Here is a 15379-nt window from a genome sequence, read left to right on the forward strand (position 1 = left end):
TGGATGACGTCGTGCAACCGTAGTCCAGCCAGACTCGGAGATCGGTAGCACAATTGACAACGGCGGGACAAACGCCCGCCGTTGTGACAACCGTCAGACGAGGAGCAGGACACCTGATGCGCATTGGAGTGCTTACCGGTGGCGGCGACTGCCCGGGATTGAACGCAGTCATCCGTGCCGTGGTCCGAACCAGCGAGGTCCGATACGGTTCGGCGGTGGTCGGATTTCTCGACGGCTGGCGGGGACTACTCGAAGACCGGCGGATCCATCTGGCCGCCGATGACCGCAACGACCGGCTGCTGGCCAAGGGCGGCACCATGCTCGGTACCGCCCGCACCCATCCCGACAAGTTGCGCGCCGGACTCGATCAGATCCGGCAGACGTTGGACGACAACGGTATCGACGTACTCATCCCGATCGGTGGCGAGGGCACGCTGACCGCGGCGAGCTGGCTGTCCAACGAAGGGGTGCCGGTGGTCGGTGTCCCGAAAACCATCGACAACGACATCAATTGCACCGACGTCACTTTCGGTTTCGATACCGCTCTGACCGTGGCCACCGACGCCATCGATCGCCTGCACAGCACCGCGGAGTCGCACCAGCGGGTGATGCTCGTCGAGGTGATGGGCCGTCATGCCGGATGGATCGCGCTGCATTCCGGCATCGCGTCCGGTGCGCACATGATCCTCATCCCCGAACAGCCTTTTGACGTCGAAGAGGTCTGCCGCCTGGTGAAGCGCAGATTCCAGCGTGGTGACTCGCATTTCATCTGTGTGGTCGCCGAAGGCGCAAAACCCCGGGAGGGGGACGCCTTCGAGATGGTCAAGGGCGGAACCGACGAGTTCGGTCATGAACGTTTCACCGGGGTCGCACAGCAGTTGGCCGTGGAGATCGAACGCCGGATCAACAAAGAAGTCCGGACAACGGTGCTCGGCCATGTGCAACGCGGCGGCAAACCGACGCCCTTCGACCGTGTCCTCGCTACCCGTTTCGGAGTCAACGCCTCCGACGCCGCGCACAACGGCGACACCGGGCAGATGGTGAGCCTGCAGGGCCAGAACATCGGGCTCGTCCCACTCGGCGACGCCGTCAAAGAACTCAAACTCGTTCCCCAGAACCGCTACGAGGACGCCGCCGCCTTCTTCGGCTGACCCCCAACCCCCGATTCTGTGCCCTTTTGGCGAACAAAACCCCAGGTGGGCGTCGCCAAAAGGGCACACTTTCGGGTCAGACGCGGGGTTCGAAGAGTCTCGCTTCACTGTTGAAACGGACTGTGGGGGAGTCGAATTCGGTGGCGATCGTGCCGTCGTCGACCAGTTGATCGGCGGTGGCGGCCACCAGGTTCCCGTCTCGGCGGGCGAGCCAGACCGGGCCGACGATCCGCAGTGCAACCTCGACGTCGTGGGTCGACATCACCACCACGATTCCGGTCTCGGCGGCCAGTTTTCGCAGTACCAACAGCAATTCGGTGCGGGCGGCGACATCGAGGAAGGAACTCGGTTCGTCGAGGATCAGCAGCTGTGGTTCCTGGGCCAGCGCACGGGCGATCAGCACCCGCTGGCGTTGGCCGTCGGAAAGTTCACCGATCCGGCGTTCGGCGAACGCCGAGGCTCCCATCCGGGCGAGGGCTTCGTCGACGATGGGTGCGACCTGTGACGACCGGCCCGGAATCCAGGAGTGATAGGGCGTGCGGCCGAGTTCGACGAGGGCGCGGGCGGTCAGCAGACCGCTGTCGTCGACGCGGTCGGTGAGCACCACCGCAACCTCGCGGGCGCGGGACGCTGGGCTCATCGACAGCAGGTGGTTATCGCCCAGCTTCGCTGTGCCGCCCAGGGCCGGCTGCAGTCCGGCGAGGGTCCGCAGCAACGTCGACTTGCCGGTGCCGTTGGCACCGATCACCGCGGTCACCACACCGGGTTCGGCAGTGATGTCGGCCGCCTGCAGGATCTGGTTGTCGTTGCCGCCGAAACGGTGTCTGCGATATCCGACCCGCAGCTTCGACAGTTCGAGCGAGGTCATCGGGTTGCCCCCGATCGCAATGACCGGATCAGCACCAGGACCACGATCGGTGCGCCGAAGAATGCTGTCAGCACGTTGATCGGCAGGATGCCGTCGCGGCCCGGCATGGTGGTCAGCGCGGCGCAGATCAGAGCGATGACGATGCCCACCAGCGCGGCAACCGGCAGCACCACCCGATGGTCGGACTTGCCGAGCGCGATCCGGGCGACATGTGGCGCCGCGATACCGATGAATGCGATGGGTCCGCAGTAGGCGGTGACCGAACCTGCCAGCAGCGCGGTGGCGACGACTGCGCCCACCCGCGTCAGGTTCATCCGGATGCCCATGGTCCTGGCGTAGGACTCACCGAGCAGGAGCGCGTTCAACGCCGGGATCATCGCGATCGTCACGACGGCGCCGACGGCCACGACCGGGGCCAGGATCTGCAGGTCTTCCCACAACACACCGGAGAACGATCCGAGGCCCCACATCACGAACTCGCGGATGTCGCCGGGGCTGGCGTAGGCGAGCATGAACGACACGATCGAACTCACCACAGAACCCAGCATGACACCGGTGATCAGCAGCCACGACGACGACGTGATCCATTGGGAGAGAATCACAACCACGCCCATCACGGCGGCCGCTCCGAGTGCTGCCGCGACCGTCACCGAGGTCTGGTGATCATCGGCGACCGTGAGGAAGGCGCCACCGGCACCGAGCGTCACCACCGCGACACCGAAGCTCGCGCCTGCCGAGACACCGAGAATGTAGGGCTCGGCAAGGGGATTGGCGAAGATCGCCTGCATCAGCAGGCCGGCCAGAGCCATCGCCAGACCGGCCAGGATCGCGGTGACGATCCGCGGCATCCGGAACTCGTGCAGCAGCGTGGTGTACTCGGTGGCGCCGGCATCCCCGGTGAACAGATATTGAAAACAGTTGCCGATCGGGATGATCGTCGACCCGACCGACATCGCCGCGATCAGCGCGGCGACCACCGCCAGCAGCAGGCCGGCGATGGTCCAGGAGGTCCGGCTCAACTCAGCTTCTTGTAGAAGGTGAAGGTGTGGTCGGGCATCTGTTCCGGGTGCGCGATCGCGATCAGGTCGGCGAGCGTCAGATCCGGCCGGATGGCGCCGAGTTCGAAGTAGTTGTTGGCGCCGGCGTCGTTGACCTGTGCGGACGCGGACCAGGCGTTGTTGTCTCGGTAGGCCGCGAACTGTGCAATCCGTGGATCGGTGGCGATGGCATCGGCCAGTGTGGCGGTGCTCTCACTGCTCAGGGCCAGCGGTGCAGTGCCTGCGCGCGAGTACACGGTGTCGATGTCTTCGGAGATGCTGCCGGTCGAGGGATTGTCGGCCCAGGCGTAGGTGATTCCGGCCGCCTTCATCAGTGTCGCGCCGTAGCTACCACCACCGGGGATGTACCAGGTGCCCTGGTAAGGCAGTCCGAGCGCGGCCTCCACCGGTGTCGAGCCCCCGACCCTTGCCTTGGTGTCGTTGTAATTCTGGGCGACCCCGTCGAAGAACTCGTTGGCGGCTTCTTCGGTATTGGTCAGTGCCGCATACAGTTTGATCCACTCCGCACGGCCCAGTGGATCGACCTCGAGCCAGTCGCTGTTGATCATCACCGGCACCCCGGCCTTTTCGATCTGTGCCAGCGATCGATCGGTCGGATAGTCGGTGATCAACAGATGCGGTTTGGCCGAGACCACCATTTCCGGGTCGATCTCACCGGTCGGCGCGTACTGCGGCAGTGAGGCAACCGCTTTGGTCTCCGCCTCGCCGTAGACGTAGTCACTGTTGGCGAAACCGGTCACTACATCGAGTTGATCGAGCTCTGCCAAAGCGGCGAGCTGCGTGGTCGACCCGAGGAACAGGCTGGACGCGGGGGAGTCGATGACCGTGGCGCCTGCGAGGTCTTCGGTCAGCTCGGGTGTGGGCGCGCCGCACTTGGTGAACACGAACGTGTCCTTTTGATCCGGGCTCGTCCCGTTGACGGTCGCCACGATGTACGAGTCGCGGTAGTCCAGATCGAAGTTGTCGGCGTATTCGATCGACAACTTCTCCGGGTAGTAGTCGGTGTCGGCGTCGAAGTCGACGATGCAATCGCGGTCGTCGACGGCCTGATCGTCGTCGCTGCCACCGTCCGAGCAGGCGGTGAGCAGTGTCGCGACGAGTGCGGCGACACCGATGAGGGCTTGCGGACCCTTACGGGCACGGCAGCTGCGCGCAGAAGATGAAATGGATCGGAATGGCGATGGCACGGGCACGGGCACGGCGTCTCCTCTGCGGGATATACGCGTCCCGCACTCGATGGATATCTACCGTGCTGCGGTGTTCTGACTCATCACCTCTCGGTGATCTCACAGTGGCGCGACCGTCCCGGATTGAAACCGGATTTCCCACTCGCACGGCGAACCGACTATAACCTGCAGGTTCGAGCCGGTTTAAACTACGTGTCATGACTGCTGTGACCACCGAACTGCTCGACTACGACGACGTCATCGCCGACTTCGACCCGGTGATGGGTATGGAGGTGCACGTCGAGCTGGGCACCGAGACCAAGATGTTCTGTGGTTGCCCCACGACCTTCGGCGCCGAACCGAACACGCAGGTCTGCCCGGTGTGCATCGGACTGCCGGGCTCGCTGCCCGTCGTCAACGAGAAAGCCATCGAATCGGCTATCCGGATCGGGCTGGCCCTCAACTGCTCCATCCGGCCATCGAGCACCTTCGCCCGGAAAAACTACTTCTACCCGGATCAGCCGAAGAACTACCAGATCTCGCAGTACGACGACCCGATCGCCTATGAGGGTTACCTCGATGTGGTGCTGGACGACGGCACCACCTGGCGGGTCGAGATCGAGCGCGCCCACATGGAAGAGGACACCGGCAAATCGCTGCACGTCGGCGGAACCGGACGTATCTCCGGTGCCAGCCATTCGCTGCTCGACTACAACCGGGCCGGCGTGCCGCTGATCGAGGTCGTGTCCAAGACCATCGAAGGCGCAGGCGCCCGTGCACCCGAGGTGGCCCGCGCCTACGTCACGGCCCTGCGTGACTTGCTCAAGTCGCTCAATGTCTCCGACGTCCGGATGGACCAGGGCTCGATGCGCTGCGATGCGAACCTGTCGTTGATGCCCAAGGGCGCCACCGAGTTCGGAACCCGCACCGAGACCAAGAACGTTAACTCGCTCAAGAGTGTCGAGGTGGCGGTGCGTTACGAGATGCGCCGTCAGGCCGCGTTGCTCAAGGCCGGTGTCGAGATCATCCAGGAGACCCGGCACTTCCAGGAGACCGACGGGTCGACGTCGGCCGGTCGCCGCAAGGAGACCGCCGAGGACTACCGCTACTTCCCGGAACCTGATCTGCCTCCGGTACAACCGGATTCCGCGTGGATCGAGGAGATCCGGGCAACCCTGCCAGAGCTTCCGTGGCTGCGCCGGGCGCGGATCCAGGAAGAGTGGGGCGTCTCCGACGCGGTGATGCGTGACCTCGTCAATGTCGGTGCCGTGGACCTGATCATTGCGACCGTCGACGCCGGTGCACCGGTCGATGCGGCCCGCAGTTGGTGGGTGTCGTTCCTGGCGCAGCAGGCCAACTCCCGCGGTACCGACCTGGCGGATCTGTCGATCACCCCGGCGCAGGTCGCAACGGTCATCAAGCTTGTCGAGGACGGCAAGCTGACCAACAAGCTGGCCCAGCAGGTGTTGACGGCGGTTCTCGATGGTGAAGGCGAGCCCGAACAGATCGTCGCCGATCGCGGCCTCGAGGTCGTCCGGGACGATTCGGCGTTGCAGAAGGCGGTCGACGAGGCACTGGCCAACAACCCCGACATCGCCGACAAGATCCGCAGCGGCAAGGTCGCGGCTGCCGGAAAGATCGTCGGCGACGTCATGAAGGCCACCCGTGGCCAGGCCGACGCAGGCCGGGTCAAAGAACTGGTGCTCGCGGCCTGCCAGTAGAAGTCTGATGGTCACGTGAACGGGCCCGGCCCGGGGCATTGAAACCCCGGACCGGGCCCGTTTTCACATATTGGTGTGCCTTACATGTTCGTGTTTGCGCTGCCTGCCGGTAGCGGAACGATCACCACGCGGTCGTCGGTCGGACCGGCCGTACCGGTTTGCTTGTTCACCGTTCCGACCTGGAGTAGTCCGGCCGGGACCGCGGTGAGACGACCGAGGGCGCCGTACTTCTTGTCCAGGAACGTGACCGGCGCCTCGATGCCCGGCTTTTCCTCGGTCGGTGCGTTCAGGAACTGCAACGCCTGAGTTCGGGTCTGCGACACCACGATCATCCCGCCGACGGCAGCGCAGCCCGCGGTCTCCGGCTTGTCGGGCCAGGTCCACAGCGTGCGTCCGACCCCGGTGGGGCTGATGATCTGCAGTCGGTCCTCGGCGGGTGCGCGGTCGGTGAGATACAGCGCGCCGGTGACGACGTCGGGGCACAGCGCCGGGTTGGCGCCGAGCCCGGAGGTCAGCACCCGCGGCGGCGTGGTGCCACCCGACGAGAGGTCGGTGACCGAGAGTAGTTTTCCGGCAAGCGAATCCGGATCGGCAGCGGCCTGCGGATCGCCGGCGTCACCGGTCGCGACGAGCAGTTCGGTAGGGCTCTTGAAGTAGATCGTGCCCATATTTCCGGTGGTGCCCTTGGGGATACCGACCACGATCGGTTTGGGGATGTCACCCTTGGCGATCCGGACGACCCGGTTGTCGGTTGCGGTGGTGATGTAGGCGTAGACCAGCTGATCCTGCGCGTAGTCGGGGGAGGGTGCGAAGTCGAGTAGACCGCCGTCGCCGGAGGCATCGACGTCCAACGATGCGACCTCCGTCGTCGGGCCGCCACGTTTGGTGCGCACGATCCTGCCGGTGACACGCTCAGCAACCACCGTCGAGGTGGCGTCGGCGCTGGCCGCGAGGACCCCGCTGGTGGCACCGAGGCAGGTTGCGATGACCGCCGGGTCGGGATCGGGGCACGGGCCGGGGTCGGCTCCGGGGTCGGTCGACGGAACACTGGGCTGGGTTTGGGAGGGCTGTTGCATCTGCGGGTTCTGATTCGCAGAGAAATCCCCGGCTTCGCGGTTGCGGTCCTGCTCGGCAAAACCGTCGTTGCAGCCGGTCACCACCAGGGCCGCCGCCACCAGCGAGACCACAAGGCGGGCAAGCGCAGGCCGGTGGCGCAATGTCATGGCGTCCACCCTACTGATCGCCTCGAACTGGTTGACCCCCGAACTGGTCGACCGCGATGGGCCCGGTGATCGCGACCATCCTCGACACAACCTCTAAGGTCATCGTGTGACCGAACGAGATCCCGACGGCCAAGGGTCGAGCCCATACGACGAGCCCACCGAACAGATCGAGTTGCCCCTGACGCGGGCACACGACCCGCGCAGGGCGCAGGACGAGGGGGATACCGGCGCGTACGGCTATGAGCCCTACCGATCCGCCGGTTTCTCCGACGGTGAGGCCGAACTCGAGGAAACCGAGCAGATACCCACCATGCGCAAACGTCAGTCGAACGAGTCGGTCCCGGCCGACATCGCCGACCAGGACACCGACGTGGTGATGACCCCGGCTGCCGATGCGCCACCGTCGAACGCGACAACGCGGATCCCGGTCGCGGCCATCGACCGGGACGACTTCCACCGTGAGCACGGCCCGCAGCCGCGTTATGACGACGATGACGACTTCGCTTCCGGCGGCCCGGCCGAACCGGAACCGGTGGCTCCACTGGTGACCGAGCTTCCGGCCCGTCGCGGCACGCTCGATCTCGGCCTGCTGGTGCTCCGGCTCGGTGTGGGCCTGATCGCGATGGCGCACGGCAGCCAGAAGTTGTTCGGGTGGTGGAACGGTCCGCGCCTGTCCGGCTTCGAGGATTACCTGATCAATGCACCGGATCCCGCGATCGGCTTCAACTCGGACGCCGCCAAACCCCTCGCGGTCCTCGGGGCGCTCTCCGAGACCATCGGTGGCCTGATGTTGGTGCTCGGTCTGCTGACACCGGTCGCGGGCTCTGCGGTGCTTGGCGTGATGCTGGTGGCGTCGGCCTACAAGGCAACACTTGCCGGCGGTGTCTGGTTCTTCGCCTCCGACCCGGACTACGCAGGCGGCGGCATCGAATTCGAGTTGTTCCTGGCATTGGCCGCTGCGGCGATCATCCTGACCGGTCCCGGCCGTATTTCTCTCGACTTCGGACGAGGTTGGGCCACCCGGCCATTCATCGGTTCGGTGGCGTGGTTGGTGATCGGCATCGCCGCGCCGATCACCATCTGGTTCCTGTTCAACGGAACCAACCCGTTCGAATCCCCGGGCAACCCCGCACCCTGACCTCTGGCCCCACCACAAACGCTCCACCTATACGAGGACGCTCCACAAATATGTGGAGCGTCCTCGTATAGGTGGAGCGTTTGGTGAACGGGGAGGTGAGGTAGTCGACTACCCCATGGGGGCCTGCGCGGGTGGCTAAGACTGGTGAGGTCGACGAACGGTGAAGACATGACTGCAGAAACCAGACTCCCCGAGACGACTGACGGCACCACCGACGTGTTCCTCGGACCCGGCGAGGCCGATCGACTGACGGCTTCGATCACCGGAACCGGACCGCAACTGTCCACATACTCTCCGGCGACAGGGGAGCATCTGGCGACGTTTACTTCGTCCACCGCCGGCGATGTGGCCGACGCCTTCGGCAAAGCCCGCCTGGCTCAGCAGCGGTGGGCCCAGACCTCCCCGCGCGACCGGGTGGCGCCGTTTTTGCGGCTGCACGATGAGGTGCTCGCGAAACGGGAGCTCCTCGACATCGTGCAAGCCGAGACCGGCAAATCTCGGATCAGTGCCTTCGAAGAGACGATCGACGTCGCAGGGGTCGCGCTGTACTACGGGCGTCACGCCCCCGGCTTCCTCGCACCGCGTCGACGTGCCGGCGCGATCCCCGGGGCGACCCGGACCACCGAGTTCCGCCATCCCAAAGGTGTGGTCGCGATTGTCACCCCGTGGAACTACCCACTCGCCCTGGCGGTCAGCGATATTGTCCCGGCGCTCCTTGCCGGCAATGCCGTTGTCCACAAGCCCGACACCCAGACGGTTCTCAGCGCCCTGCGAGGCCGGGAATTGCTGATTGAATGCGGACTCGACGTCGACTTGTGGCAGATCGTCGTCGGTGAACCCGAAACTGTCGGCCAGCCGATGATCGACGCTTGCGACCACATCCTGTTCACCGGTTCGAGCGCCGCCGGACGCCGTATCGCCGAAGCCGTGGGGCGCCGATTGATCGGCTGCACACTCGAACTCGGCGGGAAGAATCCGATGCTGGTGCTCGCCGATGCCGATCTGGACAAAGCTGCCAGAGGTACTGCGCGAGCGTGCTTCTCGACGACGGGGCAACTATGTCTGTCAACCGAACGGCTCTACGTGGCAGCGGAGGTGTACGACGAGTTCCTTGCGAAGTTGATCGCCCGGACTCGCGCGCTCACACTCGGCAAAGGCGCCGGATACGGCTACGACGTCGGTTCCCTGACTTCGAAACGTCAGCTCGACACAGTGGGCCGTCACGTCTCACAGGCCACTGACCTCGGAGCGAAGGTCCTCGTCGGAGGACGTCCGCGACCGGACCTCGGTCCGTACTTCTACGAACCGACCATCCTCGACGGTGTCACGCCCGAGATGGAGGTGTTTGCCAACGAGACATTCGGACCGGTGGTATCGGTGTACAAAGTGGCAAGCGAAGACGAAGCGATCCGGCTCGCGAACGACACCGAATACGGGCTCAATGCCAGTGTGTGGACAAAAGATACGTCAAAGGGGCTTCGCATCGGTGCGCAGCTCCGTTGCGGGATGGTCAACATCAACGAAGGATATGGCTCGGCCCACGCGTCGAACGATGCCCCGATGGGTGGGATGAAGGCGTCAGGTCAAGGCCGTCGGCACGGTGAGGTCGGCATTCTCGAGTTCGTCGACCTGCAGACGGTGGCCAGCCAGCACGTCATCGAGTTCGATCGCCCACCCCAGATCAGCCCCGAGAGATACGTCGCTTTCATCGCCGGGGTCTATCGGGCGATGAAGAAGTTGCACATCAAATGACTTGCAGCGCAACCCAACCAGCCGCAAACGCTCCACCTATACGAGGACGCTCCACAAAGATGTGGAGCGTCCTCGTATAGGTGGAGCATTTGGTGAACGGGGGTCAGTCGACCTTGCGGACGGCGCCCTTGTCGGCCGACGTCGCGAGCTTCGCGTAGGCGCGCAGTGCGGTGGTGACCTTGCGCTCGCGAACCTCACGTGGCTGCCACGGACGTTCGGAGGCATCCATCTTGGCGCGACGCACGGCCAGGGTCTCGTCGTCGACGAGGACCTCGATCTTGCGCGTCTTGACGTCGATGAGGATCTGATCGCCGTCTTCGATGAGCCCGATCACGCCACCGGAGGCGGCTTCGGGTGAGATGTGCCCGATCGACAGACCCGAGGAACCACCGGAGAACCGGCCGTCGGTGATCAGGGCGCACTTCTTGCCCATGCCGGTGCCCTTCATGAAGGCTGTCGGGTGGAGCATCTCCTGCATTCCGGGACCACCGGCGGGACCTTCGTAGCGGACCACCAGGACGTCACCGGCCTGAATGGTCTTGCTCAGGATGGTCTGCACGGCGTCCTCCTGGGACTCGACGACGCGCGCCGGGCCCTGGAAGTGCCAGAGATCTTCGTCGATGCCTGCGGTCTTGAGGATGGCGCCGTCCTCGGCGAGGTTGCCCCGCAGGACGCAGAGCCCACCCTCGACGGTGTAGGCGTGCGCGAGGTCGCGGATGCAACCGTCTGCCGCATCGGTGTCGAGTGAACTCCACCGGTTGGCCGTCGAGAACGGAGTGGTGGTGCGCACGCCACCGGGGGCGGCGTGGAACAGTTCGAAGGCTTCGTCGATCGCCTTGCCGCCGCGGATGTCCCAGTCGTCGAGGAAGGTCCCGATGGTGGGGGAGTGAACCGTGCTCGCGGTGTAGTCGATGAGTCCGGCGCGGCGCAATTCACCCAGGATCGCGGCGATTCCGCCGGCCCGGTGCACGTCTTCCATGTGGTAATCCGAGTTGGGGGAGACCTTCGACAGGCAGGGAACCTTGCGGCTGATCTCGTCGATGACGGTGAGGTCGAAGTCGTCGACCTCACCCTCCTGTGCGGCGGCCAGCACGTGCAGGACCGTGTTGGTCGATCCGCCCATGGCGACATCGAGGGCCATTGCGTTGCGGAATGCGGTGGGGGTGGCGATATTTCGCGGCAACACCGATTCGTCTTCTTCGTGGTAATACCGCTTGGCGGCTTCGACGACGACGGTTCCGGCGCGGGTGAACAGGGCGTGCCGTGCCTCGTGCGTGGCCAGCGTCGAGCCGTTGCCCGGCAGCGCCAGGCCCAAAGCCTCGGTCAGGCAGTTCATCGAGTTGGCTGTGAACATGCCCGAGCACGAACCGCAGGTCGGGCAGGCGGCCAGTTCGACCTCGCGCAGTGCATCGTCGTCGACGGAGTCGTTGGCGGACGCGGAGATCGAGGTGATCAGATCGGACGACGGATGAACCGTGTCACCGACCACGACGGCCTTACCGGCCTCCATCGGCCCACCGGAGACGAACACGGTTGGGATGTTCAGGCGCATCGCGGCGTTGAGCATCCCGGGAGTGATCTTGTCGCAGTTCGAGATACACACGAGTGCGTCGGCGGTGTGCGCGTTGACCATGTATTCCACGGAGTCGGCGATGATCTCGCGGCTCGGCAGGGAATAGAGCATGCCGTCGTGGCCCATCGCGATTCCGTCGTCGACGGCGATGGTGTGGAACTCGCGGGGCACTCCACCGGCAGCGCGGACCGCGGCGGCGACGATTTCGCCGACGTCCTTCAGATGCACGTGGCCGGGTACGAACTGGGTATACGAATTGGCAATGGCGACAATCGGTTTACCGAAGTCGTCATCGGTCATGCCGGTGGCGCGCCAGAGTGAGCGTGCGCCCGAGGCGTTGCGTCCGATGGTGGTTTTCCGTGACCTCAACTGCGGCATGACTATTGGTTCCTCGCCTATCGACCAGCTCCGACCGGGGCTGCGGTGCGGAGAGTTGCGCGGTTTACGCTACGCCGCTATGCGGCGCGGTTTCAAAACGGTGGTCACGAGGCCTTTTTGTCTGAGCCGCTCTCGGACTCGGCGGCCGCGGCGTCCGAGGCCGCATACGGGTCCGGGATGCGGCCCTTGCTGGCGGCAGAGAGTCGGGGCAGGTCCCGGAAGCTGATCGCGGGGAGGGTCAACGTCGAGTCGTCCTGCAGTACCGCCCGCACCGCGCCCCAACGCGGGAACTGCAGTCCGGTGATCTGATCCCACGTTGCGCTGTGCTGACCGCGCAGTGTCCGGGTGGTGAGTCCTTCTTCGGTGACCGTGGTGCGAAGACGGTGTACCCACACCGCGACGACCACGGGTACGGCGAGTGTCCAGCCCAGGTAGGGCAGTGATACCCCGGCCAGCACGAGTGCGGACACCACCATCATGAAGACGGCAAAATAAGAGATGGGATGGATGCGGAACTCCGCGGGCAACTCGATTGCTTCTGGCTCAGACACTCCTACATTGTTCCATCCCTTGGGAGTGGCCTTCGACAGTCCGGTGCGCCGCCCATCGATGGCCTGCTGACTGAGCCCCTGATCCCATCATGTGGGATCGATATGGCATGAGTTTGACTCCTTGAACCCGCAGTTCTAGCCTCTTTAATTGTGATGCAGAAACAGATTCTCGTACTCGGCCGGCGCGTCTCCGCCTGACCGGGTACACGAAGTACTCACAAAGCATCGACGCGCCACCCTCGCACAGCACCGCTGTCGGGGGTTTTTTGTTGTCCACCTACGTTGCGGCCATCGGGCCGAGCGTCTGAGTAGAGGGAAAGTGCAGTGAGCGCACCAACAGCACGCACCCAGCCGGGGCCAGGCCCCCGCGGAACGGGATCGCGCAACACGGGCAATGGCGCCCCGGCCGTACCTTCGCCGCAACAGCGGCGCACGGTCGCGCCCGAGCGTGTCAGTGGAGCACAGGCAGTAGTGCGCTCACTCGAAGAACTCGGTGTCACGTCGGTCTTCGGCATTCCGGGTGGAGCCGTACTCCCTCTTTACGACCCGCTGTTCGATTCGAAGCAGGTCCGCCACATTCTTGTTCGTCACGAACAGGGTGCGGGTCACGCGGCCACCGGTTATGCCCAGGCCACGGGCCGCGTCGGCGTCTGTATCGCGACGTCCGGACCCGGCGCCACCAACCTGGTGACCCCGTTGGCCGATGCTCAGATGGATTCGGTTCCCATCGTTGCGATCACCGGGCAGGTCGGTCGGGCGCTGATCGGCACCGACGCCTTCCAGGAAGCCGACATCTCCGGTATCACCATGCCGATCACCAAGCACAACTTCTTGGTGAACAGTGGCGCCGAGATCGCCAAGGTGATGGCCGAAGCCTTCTACATCGCCGAGAGCGGCCGTCCGGGCGCAGTCCTGGTCGACATCCCCAAGGACATCCTGCAGGCGCAGACCACATTCTCGTGGCCGCCACAGATCGATCTGCCCGGCTACCGTCCGGTGACCAAGCCGCACGGCAAGCAGGTTCGTGAGGCCGCGCGGATGATCGCCGCGGCCCAGGCACCGGTGCTGTACGTCGGCGGCGGGGTCATCAAGGCCAATGCATCTGCCGAACTGCTCGAATTGGCAGAACTCACCGGTATTCCCGTGGTCACCACCCTCATGGCCCGCGGCGCGTTCCCAGACAGCCACAAGCAGCACCTGGGAATGCCCGGAATGCACGGCACCGTCGCGGCGGTTGCCGGTTTGCAGCGCAGCGATCTGCTGATCACCCTCGGCGCTCGCTTCGATGACCGGGTCACCGGCATGCTCGACTCGTTTGCGCCGGACGCCAAGGTGATCCACGCCGACATCGATCCCGCCGAAATCGGCAAGAACCGTCATGCCGACGTCCCCATCGTCGGCGACTGCATGGCGGTCATCACCGAACTGATCGAGGCGGTGCGCGATGAGCGGGCCACCACGACCGGCGCGCCGGATCTGAGCACGTGGTGGACCTACCTCGACGGGGTTCGTCGCACGTACCCGCTGAGCTACGACCGGCCCTCGGACGGCTCGATGTCGCCCGAGTTCGTGATCTCGGCGATCGGCAAGACTGCCGGACCCGACGCGATCTACTGCGCCGGTGTCGGTCAGCACCAGATGTGGGCAGCACAGTTCATCTCGTACGAGAATCCGCGTACCTGGCTGAACTCCGGTGGCCTTGGCACCATGGGCTATGCCGTTCCGGCGGCCATGGGTGCCAAGCAGGGCATGCCCGACGCCGAGGTGTGGGCCATCGACGGCGACGGCTGCTTCCAGATGACCAATCAGGAACTGGCCACGTGTGCCATCGAAGGCATCCCCATCAAGGTGGCCGTGATCAACAACGGCAACCTGGGCATGGTTCGGCAGTGGCAGACCCTCTTCTACGAAGAGCGGTACTCCAACACCAACCTGTCGACGCACAATGCCGATCCGTCGCAGCGCATCCCGGACTTCGTCAAACTGGCGGACGCCCTCGGTTGTGTCGGACTCCGTTGTGAGCGTGAAGAAGACGTCGACGCCGTGCTGGCGCAGGCGCGTGCGATCAACGACCGGCCGGTCGTGATCGACTTCATCGTCGGCGCCGACGCGCAGGTGTGGCCGATGGTCGCTGCCGGCACCGGCAACGACCAGATCATGGCGGCCCGGGGCATTCGTCCACTGTTCGACGACGACGAGGCCGCGTCCACCCATCCCGATGAGATCCACAAGGCGATGACCCGTAGCGTCGAGAAGGGCGAGCAGAAGTGACCACCCACCACACGCTCAGCGTGCTTGTCGAAGATCGTCCCGGCGTTTTGGCCCGGGTGGCGTCGCTGTTCTCGCGTCGCGGTTTCAACATCGAGTCGCTGGCCGTCGGTGCCACCGAACTCAAGGGTGTCTCGCGGATGACCATCATGGTCTCCGTCGAGGACTTCCCGCTGGAGCAGGTGACGAAGCAGCTCAACAAGCTGATCAACGTCATCAAGATCGTCGAGCAGGACCCCGACACCTCGGTGGCCCGCGAGCTCCTGATGGTCAAGGTGCGCGCCGACGCATCCGCACGCGGAGAGGTGATCGAAGTGGTCAACCTGTTCCGCGCCAAGGTAATCGACGTCTCACCCGACTCGATCACCGTCGAGGCGACCGGTACGCAAGACAAGCTCGACGCGCTGCTGAAGATGCTCGATCCCTACGGCATCAGGGAGATCGCCCAGTCGGGCATCGTCGCCCTTGGCCGTGGCCCCAAGAGCATGTCCGCGGCTCGCTGACACAATCTAGACAAACAAAACTGATCCCT

At 64.7% G+C, this 15379-nt stretch carries 12 protein-coding genes; 6 read left to right on the forward strand and 6 right to left on the reverse strand.

Annotation, left to right across the window (positions count from 1 at the left end; translation table 11 throughout):
• The first annotated feature begins 116 nt into the window (after window positions 1-116).
• Entirely contained in the window at window positions 117-1151 is a 1035-nt protein-coding gene (locus tag AC1TPF_RS11075; RefSeq protein ID WP_482135082.1) for an ATP-dependent 6-phosphofructokinase, read from the forward strand.
• A gap of 76 nt (window positions 1152-1227) precedes the next feature.
• Here the strand turns inward: AC1TPF_RS11075 and AC1TPF_RS11080 are convergent, their stop codons facing one another.
• The 3 genes from AC1TPF_RS11080 to AC1TPF_RS11090 are packed head-to-tail and all read right to left on the reverse strand — an operon-like array spanning window position 1228 to window position 4276.
• Complete coding sequence (locus AC1TPF_RS11080; protein ID WP_482143853.1) at window positions 1228-2019, reverse strand: ABC transporter ATP-binding protein; 792 nt, start codon at window positions 2017-2019, stop codon at window positions 1228-1230.
• Window positions 2016-3038 (reverse strand): FecCD family ABC transporter permease, encoded by a 1023-nt coding sequence (locus tag AC1TPF_RS11085; RefSeq protein WP_482143855.1) that lies wholly within the window; start codon window positions 3036-3038, stop codon window positions 2016-2018. Before AC1TPF_RS11085 ends, AC1TPF_RS11080 begins: the two co-directional genes overlap by 4 nt.
• Window positions 3035-4276, reverse strand: a complete 1242-nt coding sequence (locus tag AC1TPF_RS11090; RefSeq protein WP_482143856.1) for an ABC transporter substrate-binding protein — start codon at window positions 4274-4276, stop codon at window positions 3035-3037. Before AC1TPF_RS11090 ends, AC1TPF_RS11085 begins: the two co-directional genes overlap by 4 nt.
• A gap of 185 nt (window positions 4277-4461) precedes the next feature.
• Between AC1TPF_RS11090 and gatB the strand changes: the two genes are divergently transcribed.
• The gene (gatB, locus tag AC1TPF_RS11095; protein WP_482135078.1) at window positions 4462-5964 is read left to right on the forward strand and encodes an Asp-tRNA(Asn)/Glu-tRNA(Gln) amidotransferase subunit GatB; all 1503 of its coding nucleotides are present in this window, start codon (window positions 4462-4464) and stop codon (window positions 5962-5964) included.
• An 80-nt stretch (window positions 5965-6044) separates the two neighbouring features.
• Here gatB and AC1TPF_RS11100 read toward each other — a convergent pair whose 3' ends face one another.
• On the reverse strand, window positions 6045-7187 hold the full coding sequence (locus tag AC1TPF_RS11100; RefSeq protein WP_482143858.1) for a PQQ-dependent sugar dehydrogenase: 1143 nt from the start codon (window positions 7185-7187) through the stop codon (window positions 6045-6047).
• A 106-nt stretch (window positions 7188-7293) separates the two neighbouring features.
• On the opposite strand from AC1TPF_RS11100, the gene AC1TPF_RS11105 reads away from it, so the two are divergent.
• Together AC1TPF_RS11105 and AC1TPF_RS11110 are read left to right on the forward strand one after the other, a co-directional pair.
• Window positions 7294-8325 (forward strand): DoxX family membrane protein, encoded by a 1032-nt coding sequence (locus tag AC1TPF_RS11105; RefSeq protein WP_482143860.1) that lies wholly within the window; start codon window positions 7294-7296, stop codon window positions 8323-8325.
• 168 nt (window positions 8326-8493) lie between these two features.
• Window positions 8494-10077, forward strand: coding sequence for a succinic semialdehyde dehydrogenase (locus AC1TPF_RS11110; protein ID WP_482143862.1), 1584 nt, complete (start codon window positions 8494-8496; stop codon window positions 10075-10077).
• Window positions 10078-10180: 103 nt separating this feature from the next.
• On the opposite strand, the gene ilvD is transcribed toward AC1TPF_RS11110, so the two are convergent.
• Entirely contained in the window at window positions 10181-12028 is a 1848-nt protein-coding gene (ilvD, locus tag AC1TPF_RS11115) for a dihydroxy-acid dehydratase (RefSeq protein WP_482135074.1), read from the reverse strand.
• A 104-nt stretch (window positions 12029-12132) separates the two neighbouring features.
• The gene (locus AC1TPF_RS11120) at window positions 12133-12579 is read right to left on the reverse strand and encodes a PH domain-containing protein (RefSeq protein ID WP_482135073.1); all 447 of its coding nucleotides are present in this window, start codon (window positions 12577-12579) and stop codon (window positions 12133-12135) included.
• A 324-nt stretch (window positions 12580-12903) separates the two neighbouring features.
• Here AC1TPF_RS11120 and AC1TPF_RS11125 point away from each other — a divergent pair, with 324 nt between their 5' ends.
• Both AC1TPF_RS11125 and ilvN read left to right on the forward strand, forming a co-directional pair.
• Entirely contained in the window at window positions 12904-14850 is a 1947-nt protein-coding gene (locus tag AC1TPF_RS11125) for an acetolactate synthase large subunit (RefSeq protein ID WP_482135072.1), read from the forward strand.
• A complete protein-coding gene (gene ilvN, locus AC1TPF_RS11130) occupies window positions 14847-15350 on the forward strand; it encodes an acetolactate synthase small subunit (protein ID WP_482135071.1) in 504 nt (167 codons plus the stop codon). Before AC1TPF_RS11125 ends, ilvN begins: the two co-directional genes overlap by 4 nt.
• Window positions 15351-15379: the final 29 nt, after the last annotated feature.

The sequence above is a fragment of the Williamsia sp. Y853 genome (assembly GCF_056786495.1).

What these genes read in the sequence shown, in the direction of transcription:
- AC1TPF_RS11110 (WP_482143862.1), top strand. Translation starts at nt 8,494, where the DNA reads ATGACTGCAGAAACCAGACTCCCCGAGACGACTGACGGCACCACCGAC.
- gatB (WP_482135078.1), top strand. Translation starts at nt 4,462, where the DNA reads ATGACTGCTGTGACCACCGAACTGCTCGACTACGACGACGTCATCGCC.
- AC1TPF_RS11075 (WP_482135082.1), top strand. Translation starts at nt 117, where the DNA reads ATGCGCATTGGAGTGCTTACCGGTGGCGGCGACTGCCCGGGATTGAAC.
- AC1TPF_RS11100 (WP_482143858.1), bottom strand. Translation starts at nt 7,187, where the DNA reads ATGACATTGCGCCACCGGCCTGCGCTTGCCCGCCTTGTGGTCTCGCTG.
- ilvD (WP_482135074.1), bottom strand. Translation starts at nt 12,028, where the DNA reads ATGCCGCAGTTGAGGTCACGGAAAACCACCATCGGACGCAACGCCTCG.
- AC1TPF_RS11080 (WP_482143853.1), bottom strand. Translation starts at nt 2,019, where the DNA reads ATGACCTCGCTCGAACTGTCGAAGCTGCGGGTCGGATATCGCAGACAC.